Source organism: Sphingobium sp. TomMM15, assembly GCF_055397045.1.
On sequence record NZ_AP027315.1, the window covers coordinates 593,723 to 615,358 of the forward strand.

General features: G+C 63.7%; 16 protein-coding genes and 1 riboswitch. Of the genes, 8 read left to right on the forward strand and 8 right to left on the reverse strand.

Features of this window, described 5'->3' with window-relative positions:
• Positions 1-223 precede the first annotated feature (223 nt).
• From ACZ51H_RS15450 to ACZ51H_RS15460, 3 genes are all read right to left on the reverse strand, one after another.
• Positions 224-2,182, reverse strand: a complete 1,959-nt coding sequence (locus ACZ51H_RS15450) for a TonB-dependent receptor (protein ID WP_464803465.1) — start codon at positions 2,180-2,182, stop codon at positions 224-226.
• 240 nt (positions 2,183-2,422) lie between these two features.
• Positions 2,423-2,669: riboswitch (cobalamin riboswitch) on the reverse strand.
• 335 nt (positions 2,670-3,004) lie between these two features.
• Positions 3,005-3,184: a hypothetical protein gene (locus ACZ51H_RS15455; RefSeq protein WP_464802979.1), complete on the reverse strand. Its 180-nt coding sequence runs from the start codon at positions 3,182-3,184 to the stop codon at positions 3,005-3,007.
• Between the two features lie 184 nt (positions 3,185-3,368).
• Positions 3,369-4,262 (reverse strand): LysR family transcriptional regulator, encoded by an 894-nt coding sequence (locus ACZ51H_RS15460; protein WP_464802980.1) that lies wholly within the window; start codon positions 4,260-4,262, stop codon positions 3,369-3,371.
• A gap of 110 nt (positions 4,263-4,372) precedes the next feature.
• Between ACZ51H_RS15460 and ACZ51H_RS15465 the strand changes: the two genes are divergently transcribed.
• Positions 4,373-6,475 carry a malate synthase G gene (locus ACZ51H_RS15465; protein ID WP_464802981.1) on the forward strand — a complete coding sequence of 701 codons (2,103 nt, stop codon included), beginning with the start codon at positions 4,373-4,375 and terminating at the stop codon, positions 6,473-6,475.
• A gap of 207 nt (positions 6,476-6,682) precedes the next feature.
• On the opposite strand, the gene ACZ51H_RS15470 is transcribed toward ACZ51H_RS15465, so the two are convergent.
• Both ACZ51H_RS15470 and ACZ51H_RS15475 read right to left on the reverse strand, forming a co-directional pair.
• Positions 6,683-7,144: a low molecular weight protein-tyrosine-phosphatase gene (locus ACZ51H_RS15470; protein WP_464802982.1), complete on the reverse strand. Its 462-nt coding sequence runs from the start codon at positions 7,142-7,144 to the stop codon at positions 6,683-6,685.
• Positions 7,141-8,595 (reverse strand): helicase HerA domain-containing protein, encoded by a 1,455-nt coding sequence (locus ACZ51H_RS15475; protein ID WP_464802983.1) that lies wholly within the window; start codon positions 8,593-8,595, stop codon positions 7,141-7,143. Before ACZ51H_RS15475 ends, ACZ51H_RS15470 begins: the two co-directional genes overlap by 4 nt.
• 226 nt (positions 8,596-8,821) lie before the next feature.
• Here ACZ51H_RS15475 and ppc point away from each other — a divergent pair, with 226 nt between their 5' ends.
• From ppc to ACZ51H_RS15490, 3 genes are all read left to right on the forward strand, one after another.
• Entirely contained in the window at positions 8,822-11,518 is a 2,697-nt protein-coding gene (gene ppc, locus ACZ51H_RS15480) for a phosphoenolpyruvate carboxylase (protein ID WP_464802984.1), read from the forward strand.
• A 249-nt stretch (positions 11,519-11,767) separates the two neighbouring features.
• Positions 11,768-12,346 (forward strand): hypothetical protein, encoded by a 579-nt coding sequence (locus ACZ51H_RS15485; protein WP_464802985.1) that lies wholly within the window; start codon positions 11,768-11,770, stop codon positions 12,344-12,346.
• Positions 12,346-13,008 (forward strand): hypothetical protein, encoded by a 663-nt coding sequence (locus tag ACZ51H_RS15490; protein WP_464802986.1) that lies wholly within the window; start codon positions 12,346-12,348, stop codon positions 13,006-13,008. The genes ACZ51H_RS15485 and ACZ51H_RS15490 overlap by 1 nt, the downstream gene beginning before the upstream one ends.
• A gap of 176 nt (positions 13,009-13,184) precedes the next feature.
• Here ACZ51H_RS15490 and ACZ51H_RS15495 read toward each other — a convergent pair whose 3' ends face one another.
• A complete protein-coding gene (locus ACZ51H_RS15495; protein ID WP_449469813.1) occupies positions 13,185-13,637 on the reverse strand; it encodes a peptidylprolyl isomerase in 453 nt (150 codons plus the stop codon).
• A gap of 157 nt (positions 13,638-13,794) precedes the next feature.
• Here ACZ51H_RS15495 and mgtE point away from each other — a divergent pair, with 157 nt between their 5' ends.
• Positions 13,795-15,228: a magnesium transporter gene (gene mgtE / locus ACZ51H_RS15500; protein ID WP_449469815.1), complete on the forward strand. Its 1,434-nt coding sequence runs from the start codon at positions 13,795-13,797 to the stop codon at positions 15,226-15,228.
• 40 nt (positions 15,229-15,268) lie between these two features.
• On the forward strand, positions 15,269-15,667 hold the full coding sequence (locus tag ACZ51H_RS15505; RefSeq protein ID WP_464802987.1) for a DUF1489 family protein: 399 nt from the start codon (positions 15,269-15,271) through the stop codon (positions 15,665-15,667).
• Between the two features lie 163 nt (positions 15,668-15,830).
• On the opposite strand, the gene rpoN is transcribed toward ACZ51H_RS15505, so the two are convergent.
• Positions 15,831-17,339, reverse strand: a complete 1,509-nt coding sequence (gene rpoN, locus ACZ51H_RS15510) for an RNA polymerase factor sigma-54 (RefSeq protein WP_464802988.1) — start codon at positions 17,337-17,339, stop codon at positions 15,831-15,833.
• Between the two features lie 51 nt (positions 17,340-17,390).
• On the reverse strand, positions 17,391-18,176 hold the full coding sequence (lptB, locus tag ACZ51H_RS15515) for an LPS export ABC transporter ATP-binding protein (protein ID WP_460988423.1): 786 nt from the start codon (positions 18,174-18,176) through the stop codon (positions 17,391-17,393).
• A gap of 243 nt (positions 18,177-18,419) precedes the next feature.
• Between lptB and cofH the strand changes: the two genes are divergently transcribed.
• The gene (gene cofH, locus ACZ51H_RS15520; RefSeq protein WP_464773103.1) at positions 18,420-20,729 is read left to right on the forward strand and encodes a 5-amino-6-(D-ribitylamino)uracil--L-tyrosine 4-hydroxyphenyl transferase CofH; all 2,310 of its coding nucleotides are present in this window, start codon (positions 18,420-18,422) and stop codon (positions 20,727-20,729) included.
• A complete protein-coding gene (locus tag ACZ51H_RS15525; protein WP_464773102.1) occupies positions 20,729-21,604 on the forward strand; it encodes an HpcH/HpaI aldolase/citrate lyase family protein in 876 nt (291 codons plus the stop codon). The genes cofH and ACZ51H_RS15525 overlap by 1 nt, the downstream gene beginning before the upstream one ends.
• Positions 21,605-21,636 lie beyond the last annotated feature (32 nt).

The window sequence follows — 21,636 nt, forward strand, 5'->3', positions numbered from 1 at the left end:
TCTCCAGGCTACTGATTCTTTGTCCAGATTGCCGAGGGGGAAAATTGCATAGCGGCGAAAAGACGTCAACTACGTCTCAAAATTTCCACGGGTATTTAACATGTATTCTATTGAAGTTTGATTGTTGCTCTGTTCACTTTTACTTTATGAACATCGCCGTTCATTATGTAAGCCATTGATTGGAAAGGCCGCAGGCTCTTTCTAGACGCGGCCTTCCCCAGCATCAGAAGCTGAACTTGACGCCGCCTCTCACCGATCGCGGTTCGACCACGCGGCTTAGCCTCCCTTCGACAGGCTCCGCATCGGCGGCGGGAAGGTAGGACTCGTAATAATAAGCGATGTCCTTGTCCCGGCTGCCAAGGATGTTGAGCAGTTCGGCATAGACTTGCACCCGCTTGCCTTTCCACGCGGCGCGGGCATTGACGACCGTGCTGCCGGAATCGCGCACGCTATTGTCCTCGATCAGTGGTGAGGGGCCAAGGTGACGGACGCGGATGCTGGCTTCCCATGGATCGAGCACGATGGCGGCCCCGGCGGACGCGGCATTTTTGAAAGCGTTGGGGATATGGTCGCCATTGGTATAGCGGCTGTGGCTGGCGGTGTAGTTGCCGTCCAAGGCGAGCCAGGGGAGCGGGCGCCAGAAAGCGACAAGCTCATAGCCGTGGCGGCGGCTGGCTCCGCTGGGCTCGACCGCGTTTGAGTCGCCGACGAAGCGCAACTCGCTGCCGACATTCAGCCACCAATAGGTCGCGGTGAAGGTGAAGCCGGGTAGTTGCAGGCGGCCGCCCAATTCCTTGCCCGTGCCGCGCACGAGCATCGGGACAGGCGTGTCGACATTGACCGCGCCGCGCGCATCGTTGGAATGAAAGCCCCGGCCCCAATTGGCATAAAGTTCAAGACGCGGCGTGATCGCCCAGGCGGCCGATGCCTTGGGGGAGACGAGCGTGTCCGATCCGCTGCCTTCGCCCAGCGCAGCGGCGACGGCGTCGCGGGCGCGGACGTCGTAATGATAATAGTCGCCGCGCAGGCCGCCAGTGACTCGCAAGCCCGGCAGCGGCGTGACGGTCGCTTCGCCATAAAGGGCTGCTGAACCCTGCTTTACGCGATAGCGGCCGAGTGAGGATAGGAAGGCGCGGTTCGACGTGCGATTGACGCCGACATTGCCGATCGCGTCATAGCGATTTTCCGTGCCGAGCTTCAGTTGCAGTGCCGGGGCGATGTCCCAACGCTTTTCGCCGGTGAAGCCCAATACCCAGCGGCGGTCGAACTGCTCGATCTGCGCGCTGGTGCCGTCGGGATCGGTGTAGGTGGGGTTGGAGAACATCGTCCAGTCATAGAATTGCGCGTAGAGATTGGTGCGCCATGTCGGCTGGATGGTAGCGATGTTGCCGATGATGCGCGTCGTTTCGCCGCGCGCGGACGGATCGGGCGAACAGAAGACATCGGGGCAGAGCGGCGTGCCGATGATCCGTTCGGGTATCTGCTCGGTCGGGCGCCATGTCGCGCGATAGGCGTGGAGCGTGGCGTCGATCTTACCGGCCCCGGCGGGGAGCGTATATTTGGCGAAGCCTGCATAGTGGCGCAGATGTTCGGCCTCCTGCCACGGGCCGTCATAAGCCTTGGCCTGGGCGACGAGGGTGAGATTGCCTGCGCCCGCCTTTACCGTGCCGCCCGCCGCCAGTCTGCGCCAGCCGAAGGAGCCGCCCTCCGCCGCGACCCATGGACGGTCATAGCCGTCGATCGTGGTCATATAGGCCGCGCCCGCGAGCGCGAAGTCGCCGCCATCGGCGCGATAGGGGCCTTTGCGAAAATCCTCCCTCGCGATGATTTCGGGGATGAGGCCGTTCAAGTCGAGATAGCCCTGGCCGTGACCGTGTGTGCGGAAGTTCATCTGAACCCCGTCAATATAGGTGGTGAAGTCGGACCCATGATCGAGATTGAAGCCGCGCAGGAAATATTGATTGGCCTTGCCGCTGCCCGAATGTTGGGCCGCGACCATGCCGGGCACCGCTTCGAGCAGTTCGGCGACGCGCAGCAGCGGGCGGACGAGAAGGTCCGCGCCGCCGACGCCGCCCTCGCTTGCCGCATGAGCGGTGCCGATCTTGTCCTCGCCTCGGCCGAAGACGATGATGGTGTTGGCATCCTCGCCTGCGTCGTTCGCGTCGGCGGCGAAGGTGGGCAGTGGGAGGAGCGTGGCGGTCAGCGCGCAGGCAGCGCGGTGGAGATGATTGGGTAGTTTCACTTGATGCACTCCGGGCGTCTGGCGACTCTCGGCGAGAGACCTGCCGCCAGACGGCGACCGGCGCGCGCGGGCGACCGGACGCCCCCAAGGCGGCCGCCAGCGTCACCGAAGCGGCCTCTCGCCGCTCGTTCGTCGCTCAGACGGAAACTACCGTGCCGCGGCCATCCCCTGGACCAAGGCAAGAGCGACCAGACGCTGGCAGGTCTCCTGGCTCGCGGGTCATCGCTTGATGCACGGCCTTCCCGGGCCTCGCAGGATTTAGCGTCCGGCCCAGTGACTTGCCCCATCCCGCCTATGAGGTGGGGCGATGTGCATCGCGCTCGCCGCTTACAGTTGCAGGGACAGCCTTGGCTTGGGGAGGCGGATGCCTCCTTTACCATGTTCCCTTTTAAGCCTCTTTCGAGGCACCGGCGCGATCATGCCCGGGGGTTGCCCGGGTGACGGGGGGATAGCGGAGCTGTGGGGGTAGGGCAAGGGGGGTGGTTGGGTGAGGTAACTTACCCCCTCTCCCCTTCAGGGGAGAGGGTTGGGGAGAGGGGAGCGGCGGTCGTGCTTTGCGTTCCCCTCTCCCGCCTTCGCTTTGCTCGGCACCCTCTCCCCTGAAGGGGAGAGGGAATGGGCGTGTCCCTCATTTTTCCGTTTGTCATCCCAGCGGAAGCTGGGATCCCCTTGCTAGGAGGCGCGTGGTCGCCTGAGATGCCAGCTTTCGCTGGCATGACGGTACGTGGTGGGACGCTGACGTAGCCGCTTGGCGTTGATGGATCAGTTCAGCGTCGCGCCGTGCTCGCGCTGGAGGCGTAGGGCCATGGCTTGGTAGCGGACGGCGCGTTCATTGTGGAGGGCGATGGTGGCCTGGTCTGCGCCGCGCAGGCGCGCTTCCCTGGCTTGCCGCGCTTCCTGGGCGGCGCAGGCGGAAAAATGTGATGCGTCATTGGGGCGCATGGCCCTTATCCTCTCTCAATTTCTTATGGCTCGAACGATAACATCGGCCTGTTTCCCGCTGCCATTACGCAGGTTAACTCCGGAAAGCTTCTGTTTTTTGACAGCCTGCTTGCAAATGATTTCAGGAAGGGATTTCTGCGCTTTTCAAGCAGTTAAGCGGATGGCGCTAAGGGGCTTCTTGCTATCAGCCGCCCCGGTTCCACGATGCATCGCGGAAGGTTTCGCGCAAGAAGCCGATGAAGGCGTCTACGGCGGCGGGACGACCTGCGGCGCGGGGGTGGACGGCGTGAACGGCGAGGTCAGCGGGGCCTTCCCAGCTATCGAGGACCCGGACGAGGCTGCCTTCCGCGATCAGGTCGCCCACGTCCCAGAGCGAGCGCAAGGCGATCCCGACGCCGGTCAGGGCAAGTTCGCGCACGATTTCGCTGCTGTTGGTGCGGACATGGCTTTGGCCATCAATCAGCTTGCGCGCGCGGCCATTCACCAGCCGCCATGGCAATTGTCCATCGGCCGCGAGTAGGCGGTGGCGGGGGAGGTCGGCGATCTTGTCCGGAATGCCATGCGCGGCGAGATAGGCTGGGCTGGCGCAGAGGATGCGGCGGTTGGTGGCGAGATGATGTCCCTCCAGATGGAGAGGAATGTCGCTGGTGATGCGGATTGCCCCGTCGATGCGCTCGGCGAGCAGGTCTTCATAGGCGTCGGACAGGTTGAGTTCGAGATCGACGCGCGGATGGAGGTCCAGAAAGCGGCCGACATGAGGCGCCACATGCAGGCGGCCGAAGGAGGTGGGAGCCGAAATGCGCAGCGGCCCGGACGCGCTCCGATGCCGACTGGTGACGCGTTGCTCCGCCTGCTGGATGGCGTCGAGGATGGCGACCAGGTCGCGGTGCAGGCCGACGCCTTCCTCCGTCAGGGCAAGGCGGCGCGTGGTGCGATGGATGAGGCGGACGCCGAGGCGCGCTTCCAGCCGGGAGATGCGTTTCGACATCATGGCGGGCGAGATGTTCAATATGCGGCCTGCCGCCGAAAGGCTGCCTGCCTCTACCGCGCGGGCGAAGAGAAGATAATCGGGATCCATCGATGATCTTTTCCTGTGAGGAACAGATGCTTTGAGTTCTTGTTGTCTAGTGCGAGGATGGAGAGGGGTCTATAGGCTTTCGTCACAGTATTTTGGATGGAGAGTTGCCCATGGACGGCATGATCGAGAAATCGGGCCTGAGGGTTGCCGCCGAGCTGGCGCGCTTTATCGATGGGGAAGTCCTGCCGGGGACGGGGATCGCGGCGGAGGCGTTTTGGAAGGGCGCGGCTGCGATTTTCGCGCGGTTTGCGCCGCTTAATGCGGCTCTGCTGGAAAAGAGGGATGTTATTCAGGCGCAGATCGACAGCTGGCATGGCGAGCAAGCGGGGCGGCCCTTTGATGCGGATGCTTATCGGGCTTTCCTGACCCAGATCGGCTATCTGGTGCCGGAACCCGCGCCTTTTTCCATCGGGTCGGGTCGGGTGGATGCAGAGCTGGCGACCTTGGCGGGGCCGCAGTTGGTGGTGCCTATCCTCAATGCACGGTTCCTGCTGAACGCGGCCAATGCACGTTGGGGCAGCCTTTACGATGCGCTGTATGGGACCGATGCGATCCCCGGCGCGGCGGCGGGCAAGGGCTATGATCCGGCGCGCGGCGCACAGGTGATTGGGAGGGCCAAGGCGTTTCTGGATCGGGCGGTTCCTCTGGCGGAAGGAAGCTGGGCGGATTGGGCGGGTGGCGTGCCGGTCTTGCGCGCCCCCGCGCAACTTGCCGGGCGGGCAGGGGATAACATCCTGCTTCGCAACAATGGGCTGCATATTGAACTGGTGATCGACGCAAGCCATCCGATCGGGCGGGATGACCCGGCGCATCTGGCGGACGTTGTGCTGGAATCGGCGCTGTCGACCATTTGCGATCTGGAGGATTCCGTTGCGGCGGTGGATGCGGCGGACAAGGTCGCGGCCTATGCCAACTGGCTCGGCCTGATGAAGGGCGATCTGGAAGATAGCTTCGAGAAGAATGGCGCGATGATGACGCGGCGGTTGAATGGGGACCGTTCCTATGTCGCGCCGGATGGAAGTGCGTTGATCTTACCGGGACGGTCTTTGCTGTTCGTGCGCAATGTCGGGCATTTGATGACGACGCCTGCGGTGCGGCTGTCCAATGGGACAGAGGCGCCCGAAGGGATATTGGATGGGATCGTCACCAGCCTGATCGCCTTGCACGACATTCGGCGGAACGGGCGTTTCGTCAATAGCCGGGCGGGCAGCATCTATATCGTGAAGCCCAAGATGCACGGGCCGGAAGAGGTCGCCTTTACCAACGAGCTGTTCGACGCGATCGAGGATTTGCTGGGGCTGGAGCGGCATCAGCTGAAGGTTGGCGTGATGGACGAGGAGCGGCGGACTTCCGCCAACCTTGCCGCCTGTATCCATGCGGTGCGGGACCGGATCGTGTTCATCAATACGGGCTTCCTCGACCGCACGGGCGATGAGATTCATACGTCGATGCGCGCGGGGCCGATGATCCGCAAGGGCGAGATGAAGGGTGCGGCGTGGATCAAGGCTTACGAGGATCGCAATGTGCAGATCGGGCTTGCCTGCGGATTGTCGGGCAAGGCGCAGATCGGCAAGGGCATGTGGGCGGCGCCGGACCGAATGGCGGATATGCTTGAGCAGAAGGTCGGGCACCCGATGACGGGGGCGAATACGGCCTGGGTGCCTTCGCCGACTGCCGCGACCTTGCACGCTACGCACTATCATGCGGTCGATGTGTTTGCGCGGCAGGAGGAGCGGAAGGTTGAAGCGGTTGCTGGGCTGGACGCGCTGCTGACGATCCCATTGGCGGCGGGGGTGAACTGGTCGGCGCAGGATGTTCGCGATGAGCTGGACAATAATGCGCAGGGGATATTGGGCTATGTCGTGCGCTGGGTGGATCAGGGCGTGGGCTGTTCGAAGGTTCCGGATATTCATGATGTGGGGCTGATGGAGGACCGGGCGACGTTGCGGATTTCTTCACAGCATATCGCCAATTGGCTGTTGCATGGGGTGTGTTCGGCTGACGAGGTTGACGCGGCGCTGCGGCGGATGGCGGCCAAGGTCGATGCGCAGAATGCGGGCGATCCGCTGTACCAGCCGATGAGCGGGCGGGAGGAGGAGAGCATCGCTTTCCAGGCGGCGCGGGCGCTGGTGTTTGAGGGGGTGGCGCAGCCTAACGGCTATACCGAGCCGCTACTGCACGCCTATCGGGCGCGGGTGAAGATGCCTGCTTGAACGGCCGTTCGGGTTTTGGTTTTCGGAGGCGCAGAGGGTTTTGCGCTGGTGTTGCTCTGCGCCTCTGCGCGAAGATTATTTCACGCGGAGACGCGGAGAGGGTGCGTGTGACGGGAGCAGGTGCGTCTTACTGGCTTCGCGTTGGATGCGACGTTTTTGACGGATGCGCCGCGCGGGCCGGTTTGCCTCCGCGTCTCCGCGTGAAAATTAGCCTTGGAGGTGTTTGATCAGGGCGCGGGCTGCCCTTGTGACATCCTCCCATGTCTCATCGAAGCCTTCATCCTCGCCGAAATAGGGGTCGGTGACGCTGGTGCCTTCGCGACCGGGGATCAGGTCCATGAGGAGGCGGAGGTCGGCGGTGCCATTTGACGGGCGGATGCTGCGGAGGTTTTTGAGGTTTTCCGCATCGAGGGCGAAGATGTGGTCGAAGCTGTGGAAGTCTTGGACCGAGACCTGACGGCCGCGATAGGTGGATATGTCGATGCCGTTGCGTAGGGCTACCGCCTGGGCGCGGCTGTCGGGCGGACAGTCTACGTGCCAGTCGCCGGTTCCTGCTGAATCGACCTTGATGGGTAGGCCAGCCTTTTCGGCTTCGGCGCGTAGGGCGGCTTCGGCCAGCGGTGAGCGGCAGATATTGCCGAGGCAGACGAAGAGGACGGAGACGCTCATCCTTCGGCCGCTGCTGTTGAGAGGCCGAGCTGGGGCACGCCGATCGAGCGGCGACCGCCAAAGTCGGTGCGGGCGACGATGACGCCGATCTTTTCCATATAGTCGATGAGGCGGCGGACGCGGCCCGGCGAACTGGTGCCATAGGCGCGGGCGAGGGCTGTGTCGTCCGGGCAAGGCAGGCCCTGCATCGCGGCGCGGGCGATGAGGAGGAAGGGCGCGAGCATGTCTTCGGGCAGGGGCTGGGCGGCCTTCATCGCATCGTCCCAGCGCGGGTCGGCGGCGTCGAACATGCCTGCCTGCGCCATGGCGAAACGCTTGCGGAAGGCGGCGAGGTCGAGCGGGGGCGTACGCAGGCCTTTCATGCGGCAGCGGACGCCGAAATCCTGATAGAGGCTGGCGACGCTGGGCTGGGCGTCGCCGAGGTCGGCGACGATTTCTTCCAAAACGGCGATGACGACGGGCTCATTCTGGCCGAAGTCGAGTTCTGGCGCGGCGGGCTTGGCGAGGGGCGCGGCGGCGAGGGCGCGCATCAATTCTTCGGCGGGGAGCGGCGGCGGTTCGGCGCGGGGCGGAGGAGGGGGAAGCGCGTCGTCCTCGCCCGTGCTGGCGAAGAGCAGTTCCTGCATATTTTCGGTCGCGGCGGTGGGGGGCGGCATCAGCTTGTGGGTGCCGCCGCGGGTGCTCGTTTTGACCGTCCCGATTTTCACCGCAACGGGGCGGCGGCAGATGGCGGGGCCGAGCGCGAGGAAGCGGCCGCGTTCAAGGTCGCGTATCTGTTCGGCCTGACGCCGCTCCATGCCGAGCAGGTCGGCGGCGCGCGCCATGTCGATGTCGAGGAAGGTGCGGCCCATCAGGAAGTTGGACGCTTCGGCCGCGACATTCTTGGCGAGCTTGGCAAGGCGCTGGGTGGCGATGACGCCAGCGAGGCCGCGCTTTCGGCCACGGCACATGAGGTTGGTCATGGCGGCGAGCGAGAGGCGGCGGGCTTCGTCGGAGACGTCTCCGGCGGCGACGGGGGCGAACATCTGCGCTTCGTCCACGACGACGAGGGCGGGATACCAATGGTCGCGCGGGGCGTCGAACAGGGTCGAGAGGAAGGTCGCGGCGCATTTCATCTGCGCTTCCAGTTCGAGGCTTTCGAGGCTGAGGATGACCGAGGCGCGATGTTCGCGGATGCGCGCGGCCATCTTGACGATCTCGCGTTCGTTATAATCGCCAGCGTCGATGACGACGTGGCCATATTCATCGGCGAGCGTGACGAAATCGCCTTCGGGGTCGATGACGACCTGTTGGACCAGGGCGGCGCTTTCCTCCAGCAGGCGGCGGAGGAGGTGCGACTTGCCGGAACCCGAATTGCCCTGAACGAGCAGGCGGGTGGCGAGCAATTCCTCTACGTCGATCGGAACGGGGTTGCCGTTGCCGTCGGTTCCTATGCTGATGGTGGCGGTCACATATGTCCTTTGGCCCATGCGGTGGGATTCGCGCAAGGGTGGTGTGGCTATGTCTCACTCCTCCGTTCGCCCTGAGCCTGTCGAAGGGCTTTTCTTTTCTTCAAAGGGAGTAAGGGGCTTCGACAAGCTCAGCCCGAACGGGGTGGGGTGGGTGTGCGGCGGAGGGGCGAGAGCTGGCGCGCGGTTCCGCTTGACCCATCGATTGTTGCGATGCAGCGTCTGGCATATGGCGACTCTTTCATCCCCTGTTCCTCCGGTCACGCAAAATCCGGACATTCGTTATCTTGGCCGACTGCTTGGCGATGTGATCCGGGCTTATGGCGGCGAGCGGCTTTATCGGCAGACGGAATATATCCGATCGGCGTCGGTTGATCGGGCGCGGGGCATCCATGGCGCGGATGTGGTGGATACCGGGCTGGAGGCGCTCAGCCTGGACGACACATTGTCGTTCGTGCGCGGGTTCATGTTGTTTTCGATGCTCGCCAATCTGGCCGAGGATCGGCAGGGGGTGGCGGCTGATCCGGATGCCGATGTGGCTTCGGCGATCGAGCGGCTGGAATCGCATGGGATTGGCCGTGATGCCGTGATGGCGCTGCTCGATCATGCGCTGATCGTGCCGGTGCTGACCGCCCACCCGACCGAGGTGCGGCGCAAGAGCATGATCGATCATAAGAACCGTATCGCCGACCTGATGCTGCTGAAGGATGCGGGGCATGGCGAGACGGAGGATGGCGAAAATCTGGACGAGGCGATCGCGCGGCAAATCGCTCTGCTGTGGCAGACGCGCCCTTTGCGGCGGCAGAAGCTGTTCGTGCAGGATGAGATCGACAATGTCCTGACCTATTTCCGCGACGTTTTCCTGCCGGTGCTGCCTGCGTTGTATGCGCGGTGGGAGCGGGTGCTGGGAGGCCGACCGCCCAGCTTCCTGCGGGTGGGGAACTGGATTGGCGGGGACCGGGACGGCAATCCGTTCGTGCAGGCGCCGCAGTTGCGGTCGGCATTGGGGCGCGGGTGTGAGGCGGCGCTGGCCTATTATCTGGATGCGGTGCATGCGTTGGGGGCGGAGTTGTCGTTATCGACGGAACTCGCGCAGGTGCCGCAGGCGGTGTTGGACCTGGCGGAAGCGAGCGGGGATAGTTCGCCGAGCCGGGGGGATGAGCCTTATCGCCGGGCGCTGTCGGGCATTTATGCGCGGCTGGCGGCGACCTATCGGGCGTTGGTAGGGAAGGAGCCGCCGCGTCCTTCGCGCTTGACGGGCGAGGCCTATGCGCTGCCGGGGGATTTGCGGCGCGATCTGGTGACGGTGGCGCAGGGGCTGGCGAGCGAGGGTGATGGTGCGCTGGCGACCGGCGGGGCGCTGGGGCGGTTGATCCGGGCGGTGGAAACGTTTGGTTTTCACCTGGCGACGCTGGACATGCGGCAGAATAGCGATGTGCATCAACGCGTCGTTGCCGAGTTGCTGAAGGTCGCTGGCGTGGCGGAGGATTATGCCGCGCTGGATGAGGATGCGCGGGTGGCGCTGCTGCGCGGCGAACTGGCGAGCAACCGGCCGTTGGGGTCGCGCTTTTCGGAATATTCGGAAGAGACCGCGTCGGAACTGGCGATCGTGCAGGCGGCGGCGGCGGCGCACAAGACTTACGGGCCTGCCTGCATCAGCCATTATATTATTTCCAAGGCGGAGAGCGTTTCGGACCTGTTGGAGGTCAACCTGCTGCTGAAGGAAGCGGGGTTGTGGCGCGTGGGGAAGGATGGCGGCCCGGCGCAGGCGGCGATCATGGCGGTGCCATTGTTCGAGACGATTGCCGACCTTGAGGCGGCTCCGGACATCATGGCGGCCTATTTTGGGCTGCCCGAGATTGCGGGCGTCGTGCGCGAGCGGGGTCATCAGGAAGTGATGATCGGCTATTCCGACAGCAACAAGGATGGCGGCTATATCACCTCCACCTGGTCGCTTTATCAGGCGAGCAAGGCGCTGGCCCCGGTGTTCGAGGATGCGGGGACAGGGATGCAGTTGTTCCATGGCCGGGGCGGCGCGGTGGGGCGTGGCGGCGGTTCATCCTTCGCGGCGATACAGGCGCAGCCGCGCGGCACGGTGCAGGGGCGTATCCGCATCACCGAACAGGGCGAGGTGATCGCGGCGAAGTTCGGCACGCGCGATGTGGCGATGACCAATTTGGAGGCGATGACGAGCGCGACTTTGCTCGCCAGTCTGGAGCCGGAGGGAATTTCCGATCGGGATGCGGCGCGATTTGCGGGGGCTATGGATGAGCTGTCGAGGACGGCTTTTGCGGCCTATCGCGAGTTGGTTTATGGGACGGAGGGGTTCAAGGAGTTCTTTCGCCAGCTGACGCCGATCCAGGAGATTTCGGGGCTGAAGATCGGATCGCGGCCCGCGAGCCGGACCAAGAGCACGCGGATCGAGGATTTGCGGGCGATACCTTGGGTGTTCAGCTGGGCGCAGGCGCGGGTCATGCTGCCCGGTTGGTATGGCATGGGGCAGGCGTTCGAGGCTTTCAAGGACAAGGCGTTGCTGGCGGACATGGCGCAGAGCTGGTCCTTCCTGCAATCGGCGCTCGCCAATCTGGAGATGGTGCTGGCGAAGTCGGATTTGGGGATTGCCGCCCATTATCTGCCGCTGGTCGAGGATCAGGCGGCGGGTGGGGCGATTTTCGATCGTATTCGTGAGGGATGGCAGCTGACGCATGACGGGCTGCTGGCGGCGAGCGGGCAATCGCGGTTGCTGGAGAAGAATCAGAAGCTGGATGAATCGATCCGGTTGCGGCTGCCCTATATCGAGCCGCTGAACCTGTTGCAGGTGGAGTTGATGAAGCGCCATCGCAGCGGGGAGGATGATCCGCGGATCAAGGAAGGGATCGAGCTGTCGATCAACGCGATCGCCACGGCGCTGCGCAACAGTGGGTGATCGGGGGAATTCGGGGCGGTTGCAGTTCACGCCGCCCCGAACCCCTGACCTCCCCCTGAAGGGAGGCGCGAGCCGATAATGAGGGGCGCGTCGATGCGTGCCCGCTGTCCGAAATGCTAATCTATCCAATGAGATGAAGGTCGGATGAACATGAATGCCGACACGCGACGAGCAGAGTCTGGCTTTCATTCACAACCAATTCAACCTGCGGACGTTATCCTGTCTGTATTGGAGAAAAGGAGAAAGGCAATGACGTGGTCCGGACAGAAGTTTCTGGCTGCGATTAGCCTTGCCGGTGCGGTGGCACTGGGCGGCTGCGCCTATGATGACGGCTATTATGGCGGCGTGAGCGTGGGATCAGGCTATTACGGCGGTGGCTATTACGACGATTATTATGGCCCCGGCTATTATGGTTCGGGCTATTACGGTCCCGGCTATGGCTGGTACGGGGATTATTATTATCCCGGCAGCGGCTATTATGTGTTTGACCGGGGTGGACGCCGCCATCGCTGGAATGATGATCAGCGCCGTTATTGGGAAGGCCGACGCGGGCAGCAGGGCGATCATTGGCGCGGCAGTTTGGCGCGGCCGGGAGATGGCCAGCTCTATCGCGATGGACGCCCCCCGAGAGATGGGCGCTGGCGCGGGCGGGACAGGGATGATGCCACGGCCGCTCCTCCGCCAGCTCAGAGCCAGCCGCGCGCGGGTAGTCCGCGCGGGAATTGGGGCGGCGGCCGATCCGGGTCGGGAACAGGCTCAGGTTCGGGTTCCAACTCCGGCAATGGCAGTTCCGATGGGAATCACTGGCGCGGGACGTTGCGTCGCTGATGCGGGCTGGCTGGGGCGCTGTAACGCTAATCGCATGCATCTCGCTCGCCGCCTGTGACGGGCGGGAGGAAAGCGCGATCGACAATCTCGCCAATGGCGCCAACGCGACGCAGGTGGAAAACAGCTTTCGAGCCGAGGCGCAGGCGGCGCTGGAACCGCTGAGGCCGCCTGAACCGGGCACGCCGGGTGGATTGCCGCCGGACGCCGCGCCAATCGAGGAAGGGTCGATCGATCCCAAGGGGCCGCAGGGCGCTGCGCAGGTTGTGCAGGGCTATTATGGCCTGCTGGAGGAACGCCGTTTCGACGACGCGCAGGATTTGTGGAATGAGAAGGGCGCGGTTGGCGCGGAGGATGACGAAGCCTTTGCCCGGCGATTCCGTAATTTCAGCGAAATCCATGCGCATGTCGGGGCGCCCAGTGAGATGGAGGGCGCGGCGGGGTCGCTTTATGTGACGGTGCCGGTGCAGGTGTACGGGCGGCTCGCGGCCAATGGGAAGCCCTGGTACATGCTGCGGCAGGTGACGCTGCGTCGTGCCAATGACGTACCGGGGTCGAGCGAGGCTGACCGGCGGTGGCATATCGAGACGATCGGGGCTTATGTCGCGCCGGTTGAGGGCGAGGTTGAGGCTGAGGTCGGGAACAACGTCTCAGCGGCGCGTTAGATCTAGCGAACGCTCCAAGCCCTTTCCTTCTTTTCAAGCGTGGCGTTCGAAAAAGTGACGCCCTTCGGCAGGCTCAGGGCGAACGGGGTGGGGTAGGATTTAAACAACCGAGGGTGGCATTGGAGCCAACGGTGTTGAGGGCGAGCGGAGATGACTCCGCTCGCCCTTTCGCCTGATCAGGAAACGGCAGCTTTCAGGATTTTGCCCGGGGTGCGGGGCGGTTCGCCCTTGGGAAGGGCGTCGACATGTTCCATGCCGGAGGTGACTTCGCCCCATACGGTGTACTGACCGTCAAGGAAGGTCGCGTCGTCGAAGCAGATGAAGAACTGGCTGTTCGCGCTGTTCGGATTCGACGAGCGGGCCATGGAGCAGACGCCACGGACATGCGGTTCGCGGCTGAATTCAGCCTTGATGTCGGGGAGCTTCGATCCGCCCATGCCGGTGCCGGTTGGATCGCCGCCCTGCGCCATGAAGCCGGGGATGACGCGGTGGAAGACGACGCCGTCGTAAAAGCCTTCCTTCGCGAGCTGAGAGATGCGTTCGACGTGACCGGGCGCCAGATCGGGACGCAGCTTGATCACGACGTCGCCGCCGCTGTCGAGGGTAAGGGTGAGCGTTTCGTCGGCCATGGAAATCTCCTCTTGAGGGGGAGTGGGGAAATGTTGGTCCATATAGAGCGTTGGGGCGGGGATGGAAGCGCCTCAATCAATCTTTGGGGCATTGCTTTTAATTCATTCATGAGCAAAAGCAGCCGAATGTTACAGGAACCGGACAGTAGGGGACGCGATGAGCGAGCGAGCCGATATGGCCGAACCCCGGCCGGACGAACTGCCTGTTGACGACAAGATCGTTGAACAGCCCGAATCCCGTCATGACGAGGATGATCGGCTAAAGCCCGCTTTTGTTTCCGCCGTGCTGGACGCGGTGGAGGATGAGGACCGCGATCGCGCGCGCGAACTGGTGTCGCCGCTGCACCCCGCCGACATTGCCGACCTTCTGGAACTTACCCCGTCCGACCGGCGCGGGGAAGTAGCTGCGGCGCTGGGCGATCTGGTCGGCGCGGAGGTGCTGTCCGAGCTTAACGACTATGTCCGCGACGACCTGCTCGATGCGCTGGAGCCCAAGCAGGTGGCTGAATTCGCCGCCGAACTGGACACCGACGACGCGGTCGCGATCATCGAGGACATGGAGGAGGCCGATCAGCAGGCTGTCCTCGATGCGATGGAGCCCGAAGATCGCGCCGCGATCGAAAACGCGCTGTCCTATCCGGAAGAATCCGCCGGCCGCCTGATGCAGCGCGACTTGGTCGCGGTGCCCGAGCATATGACGGTCGGGCAGGTGATCGACTATCTGCGCGACAATCGCGACCTCACCACCGATTTCTGGGAAATCTTTGTGGTGGACGAGGCGCATAAGCCGATCGGCACCTGCCAGCTGAGCTGGATACTCACCTGCCCGCGTTCCATCGCGATGGCGGACGTTATGAAGCGTGAGCAGACGCTGATCCCGGTCGATATGGATCAGGAAGAAGTGGCGCTGCGCTTCCAGAAATATGCGCTGATTTCCGCCGCTGTTGTGGATGCGAGCGGGCGACTGGTCGGCATGATCACGGTCGATGACATCGTCCACATTATTTCCGAAGAAGCGGGCGAGGATATCCTGCGCCTGTCCGGTGCGGGCGAGGGCGACATCAATCAGCCGATATTGGAGACGGTGCGCACGCGCCTGTCCTGGCTGGTGGTGAATCTGGGCACGGCGGTGCTGGCGGCTTCGGTAGTCGGGCTGTTTCAGGCCACCATCTCGAAATATGTGGTGCTGGCGGTGCTGATGCCGATCGTGTCCGGCATGGGCGGCAATGCGGGGACGCAGACCATGGCGGTGGCCGTGCGCGCGTTGGCGACAAACCAGCTGACCAGTTCGAACACGATACGGCAGATTGCGCGCGAGTTTCGCATTGCGAGCGCCAACGGCACGGCGCTGGGGATATTAATCGGCGTCGCGGTGGGGCTGATCTACGGCAATCATGACCTTGGCCTTGTCATTGCCATGGCGATGCTGATCAATAATCTGGTCGCGGGGTTGGCGGGCATATTGGTGCCGGTGACGCTCGACCGGTTCGATATCGATCCGGCAGTGTCGTCGGCGGTATTCGTGACGACGATGACCGATGTGATGGGCTTCTTCTCCTTCCTTGGGCTGGCGACGATCTGGGGTTTGTGACGGGGCTTGACCGTTCGCGTTCAGCGCCCATCTTCTACTGATGCCGCTTCATCTCACCAAGATCGCCTTTGGCAGTGAAAGCCCCGCGACCCTGCGTGCCTGGCTGGAAAGTCATGGCGAAGAGGCGCGGTTAACCACGCGCTATTTGCCCAAGCGGGTGGCGGAGATGGAGGGCGGGTCGCTTTACTGGATACATCAGCACAGGCTGGTGGGGCGCAGTCCGTTGATCGGGTTTCAGGAAACGGGGCAGGGGCGGTTCTGGATAAGGCTGGAGCCGCGACTGATCGCGGTGCGGGGCGCGCCGAAGCGGGCGCATCAGGGGTGGCGCTATCTGGAGGAGAAGGATGCGCCGCCTGATCTGGGATCGGACGAGGTGGATGATCTGGATGCTATGCCGCCCGCGATGCTGGGGGAGTTGGCGCGGTTGGGGTTGGTTTGATTTCCGTTGTACAACCTCCGTTCGCCCTGAGCCTATCGAAGGGTTCTACTTCCTTTTCAAACCTCACATCTGAGAAGAAGTGAAGGGCTTCGATAGGCTCAGCCCGAACGGAGGAGGGGTGTGTTTTGCAGGCGGTGAGGCGCTTTAACCGGGCGATTTTGCGTTACGCGGCCTTGCCTTGAAGTGCTTTTTGCCGCCGTCTCTGCACCGAAGACCCAATCCCCAACGCTTCCCGATATTTCGCGACCGTGCGGCGGGCGAGGTCCATGCCTTTGGCGCGGAGCAGGTCGACCAGCGTATCGTCTGACAGGATCGCGTCGGGCGCTTCGGCGGCGATCAGGGCCTTGATGTGGCTTTTCACCGCTTCGGCTGAAACCGCGCCGTCTCCACTGGCCGCCGAGATGCCGCTGGTGAAGAAATATTTGAGTTCATAGACGCCGCGCGGGCAGGAGAGATATTTGTTCGATGTCACGCGGCTGACGGTGGATTCGTGCATGCCGATGGCTTCGGCTACCATCTTGAGCGTGAGGGGCTTCAGGTGCGCGACGCCCTTGCGGAAGAAATCCTCCTGGCAGCGGACGATTTCGGTGGCGACCTTAATGATCGTTTTTTGTCGTTGGTCGAGTGCCTTCACTAGCCAGTTTGCGCTGGCGAGGCAGTCGGCGAGCCAAGCCTTTGACGCGCGGTTTTGCGGGCCGGACGCGAGTTCGACATAATAGCTGCGGTTGATGAGCAGGCGGGGGAGGGTTGCGCTGTTGATTTCGATCGACCAGCCATCGCGCGCCGGATTGACGAAGATGTCGGGGGTCACAGGCGCGGCGCGATCGGTGGAATAGCGCAGGCCGGGCTTGGGATCATAGCCGCGCAATTCGCGGATCATGTCGGCCATATCCTCCTCATCCACGGCGCAAATGCGGCGCAGTTGGGGGATGGCGCCACGGGCGAGCAGGTCGAGATTGGCGAGCAGTTTCGCCATGCAGGGGTCGTATCGATCCGCTTCCTTCGCCTGAAGCGTCAGGCATTCGGAGAGCGAGCGGGCGCCGACGCCCGTGGGATCGAAGCTGTGGATGACGCCGAGGACCTGTTCGGCCTGCGCGAGCGGGACGCCCAACGCGTGGGCGATTTCGAGGAGGTTGGCTTCCAGATAGCCCGCTTCGTCAATCTGGCCGATCAATTGGGTGGCGATGAGCAGATCCATGCCGCCCAGCGCGCTGCGCGCCTGATCCATCAGATGTTCTTGCAGGCCGATTTCCGGATTGGCGAAGCTGTCGAAATCGATCGCTTCGCCGCCGCCCTGAAGCATGTCGTGGCCGCCTGATCCCACGGCGCTGACGGCGCGATCGGAGGGGCCGTCGTCGATGAAGGTTTCCGCGCCATAATCGACGTCGAGCGGTGCGTCGGATTCGGCGCGGCCCTGGCCGATCAGAGAGTCGATCCCCCCGGTTTCGGGAGCGAGCGACGGGAGGTCGATCTGCGCGTCTATGCCATCGGCGGCGGGAGTGTTGTCGATGGGGCCGCCCGTCTCCAGCAACGGATTCTTTTCCAGCTCGGCGGCGACGAAGGCGTCGATTTCGAGATTGGAGAGGGCCAGCAGTTTGATCGCCTGCTGAAGCTGCGGCGTCATTACCAGTGACTGGCTTTGCCGCAGGTCGAGACGAGGCCCGAGCGCCATCAGCCGGAGCCCTTGCCGTCATGCTGAAGGGAAGGGCGGGGGCCAGTCATCTCAGAGCGAAAAATTCTCGCCCAGATAGAGGCGGCGGACTTCGGCATTGGCGACGAGTTCAGTCGGGCTGCCTGTGAAGAGCACTTGCCCGCCATAGATGATGCAGGCGCGATCGACGATTTCCAGCGTCTCGCGCACATTATGGTCGGTGATGAGGACGCCGATTCCCCGCGTCTTGAGCTGCTTTACTAGGTCGCGAATGTCGGCGATGGACAGGGGGTCGATGCCCGCGAAAGGCTCGTCGAGCAGGACGATGGACGGGTTGGCAGCGAGGGCGCGCGCGATTTCGCAGCGGCGGCGTTCACCGCCGGACAGCGCCATGGCGGACGAGTTGGCGAGCCGGGTGAGACCGAATTCGTCGAGCAATTGCGCAAGGCGGGCGTCGCGGGCGGACTTGTCGGGCTCCGCCAGTTCCAGCACGGCGCTGATATTCTGGGCGACGGTGAGGCCACGGAAGATGGATGTTTCCTGCGGCAGATAGCCAAGGCCCAGGATCGCGCGGCGGTACATGGGCAGGCCGGTAATGTCCTCACCGTCAAGGATGATGCGGCCATGATCGGGGCGCACAAGACCCATGACGGAATAGAAGCAGGTCGTTTTGCCCGCGCCATTGGGGCCGAGCAGGCCGACAACCTCACCCTTCCCGACCGTCAGCGAAACATCGGTCAGGACGGCGCGCTTGTCATAGCTTTTGGCGATGGAGACGACGGACAGTCCGTCGCTCACTTCCTGAGCTGACATGCGCCTGCTGGCGCTTTGTCTATCCTGAATCACGACGTCGTCCATTACTCACCCTTGCTGCGACATGGTTAGCGTCAAGTAAAATACTCGCGCGGCCGAGGCAATTGGCAAGCTTTGTGCATGGGATGGCGCTCGGGGCAAGGGGAAAATCGGTGATTTCGGCATCCAGGGCGTCGAAAGCTTGATTTGGTGGGCCGCAAGGGTCAGGGCGGTAAAAGCTGTGCCACCCGGTTGCAGGGCCAAGCTAAACGCTGCTGTGCAATCGACGCGGATAATAAGAGGCGAGGAATGAGGATAGAAGAGGCCGGAGCGGCCGAGGGATGGGCGCATGCGCTGATCCGGCAGCCGGTGGAGTCGTTGATCGAACAGGCTGAGGCAATGACCTTGGCCGCATTCGGGGCGACCGTCACCTATTCGCGCAAGGTTTTCATCCCGCTGACTCACCTGTGCCGCGATGTCTGCCATTATTGCACCTTTGCCAAGGCGCCGCGCCATGCGGGGGCGCCCTATCTGTCGATCGAACAGGTGCTGGAGATTGCGCGCGCGGGCGAGGCGGCGGGATGCCGGGAGGCGCTGTTCACGCTGGGGGACCGGCCGGAGGATCGCTATACGGTGGCGCGGAATGGGCTGGCGGCGCTGGGTCATGACACGACGCTGAGCTATCTGCGTGAGGCGGCGGCTGCGGTGCTGATGGAGACGCGCCTGTTGCCGCATCTGAACCCCGGCATCATGGGTGACGATGATCTGGCGATGCTGCGGCCGGTCGCGGCATCGATGGGGCTGATGCTGGAAAGCACGGCGACGCGGCTGTGCGAAAAGGGCGGGCCACATCATGGTTCGCCCGATAAGGTTCCGGCGGTGCGGCTGGAGGCGATCGAGGCGGCGGGGCGCGCGCGGGTGCCCTTTACCACCGGGCTGCTGATCGGCATCGGCGAGACGCGGATGGAGCGGATCGAGGCGTTGCTGGCGATCCGGGATGCGCATGCGCGGCACGGGCATATTCAGGAAGTTATCATCCAGAACTTCCGGGCTAAGCCGGATACGCGGATGGCCGATCATGCCGAACCGCCGTTGGAAGAACATCTGTGGACGGTCGCCGCCGCGCGGTTGATTTTGGGGCCGGATATGACCATCCAGGCGCCGCCCAATCTCCAGCCCGATGGCCTTGCGGCGTTGATGCGCGCGGGGGTCAATGATTGGGGTGGGGTGTCGCCGGTAACGCCGGACCATGTGAACCCGGAAGCGCCATGGCCGCATCTGATGGCGCTTGGCGCGGCGACGGCGGCGGCCGGGCGCGTGCTGACAGAAAGGCTGGCGGTGGGGCCGGTCTATGCCAAGGAGCCGGAGCGTTGGCTGGAGCCGGAAATCGCGGTGAAGGTCCGGCGGGCGGTGGATGCGCGGGGCCTGCCTATCGTCGAGCGGTGGCGTGCGGGAGCGGGTGAGGTGCCGCCGCTGTTGCCGCTTGGCGGACGGACGCTGTCGGCCAAGCGGATTGAGGCGATATTGGGCAAGGCGGCGGCGGGGCAGGGGCTGGACGAGAGCGAGATCGTCACGCTGTTCAAGGCTACCGGCCCGGATGTGCGGCGAGTGATGGATGCCGCCGATGCATTGCGGCGCGAGGCGGTGGGTGACGCGGTCACTTATGTCATCAACCGCAACATCAATTATACGAACATTTGCACCTATAAATGCGGCTTCTGCGCCTTTTCCAAGGGGACGGCGAAGGCGCTGCGGGGTCCTGCCTACCGGCTCGATCTGGACGAAGTGGGACGTCGCGCGGCAGAGGCGCAGGCGCGGGGCGCGACCGAAGTGTGCCTGCAGGGCGGCATCCATCCGGACTATGACGGCCACACCTATCTGTCGATTGTGAAGGCGGTGCGGGATGCGGCGCCGGGGATCCATGTCCATGCCTTTTCCCCGCTGGAGATTACGCACGGCGCATCGACGCTCGGCATGGGGCTGGAACCCTATCTGGCGATGTTGAAGGAGGCGGGGCTGTCGACCTTGCCCGGCACGGCGGCCGAAATACTGCATGAGGAAGTGCGGGCGATCATCTGTCCCGACAAGCTGTCGGCGGATGAGTGGGTCGCCGTCATGCGCGCCGCGCATCGGGTCGGCCTGAAAAGCACTGCGACCATCATGTTTGGCCATGTCGACGATTATCGCCACTGGGCGCGGCATTTGCGGGTGGTGCGCGATCTTCAGGCGGAGACGGGCGGCTTTACCGAGTTCGTGCCGCTGCCCTTCGTCCATATGGAAGCGCCGATGTGGCGAAAGGGCAAGGCGCGATCCGGCCCGAGCTTCCGTGAAGCGATGCTGATGCAGGCGGTGGCGCGGATCGCGTTGCATGGCGCCATCCCGAACATTCAGGCGAGTTGGGTGAAACTGGGCGAGGAGGGCGTGATTGCTGCACTCGGCGCGGGGGTCAATGATCTAGGGGGCGTGTTGATGGACGAGTCGATCACGCGTGCGGCAGGTGGCACGCATGGGCAATTTTTCGATGTGGAGCGTATGCACCGCACCGCCGAGGCGGCGGGCCGTTTCGCCCGGCAGCGCACGACGCTTTATGGCATGATCAAGCAGGAGGTAGCCGCCTGATGGGCGATGAAACTGGACCCCCCCGGTCGCGGCGCTTGCGATCATTGCTGTTCGTACCTGGCGACCGACCCGAGCGGATGCGCAAGGCGTTGGCAAGCGGTGCGGACGCGCTGATCCTCGATCTTGAGGATTCTGTCGCTATCAGTGCCAAGGCCGGGGCGCGGGAAGAGGTGGCGGCATTCCTGAACGAAGCTGCGGATAGCGAAGTCATGCTTTTCGTCCGGGTAAATCCGCTCGACGGCGGACTCACGGATGCGGACCTCGACGCGGTGATCGGGGGCCGCCCGGCCGGGATCATGTTGCCCAAGGCGGAGGGCGCGGCGTCGATCAGGGATTTGGACCAGCGATTGCGCCAACGAGGCGATGATCGGGCGCTGATCCTGCCTATCGCCACGGAAACCCCCAAGGCGATCTTTCGGTTGGGTGAATATGGTGATGTGTCGGAGCGGTTGGCGGGCCTGACATGGGGGGCGGAGGATTTGCCCGCCGCGATCGGCGCCCTTTCGGCACGGCATGCCGATGGCAGCTATACGTCACCCTATGAGATAGCGCGTGCGCTCACGCTATTTGCAGCCTGCGCCGCCGATGTGCCGCCGATCGAGACGGTATATCCGGCGATTCGGGATCTGGATGGTCTCGCGGCCTATGCGCAGCGCGGCGCGCGCGACGGTTTTCTGGGCATGATGGCCGTGCACCCTGACCAGGTGCCCGTGATCAATGCCGCCTTTACGCCGTCGGAAGAGGAGATTGCGCGGGCGCAGGCGGTAGTTGATGCCTTTGCGGCCAATCCCGGCGCGGGGGTCCTGACATTGGATGGCAAAATGATCGACCGCCCTCACCTTAAGAAAGCGCAGGCGCTGCTGGCACGCTGTTGACCCTGATCTGTCCCGCTTGACGGTCCCTCTCC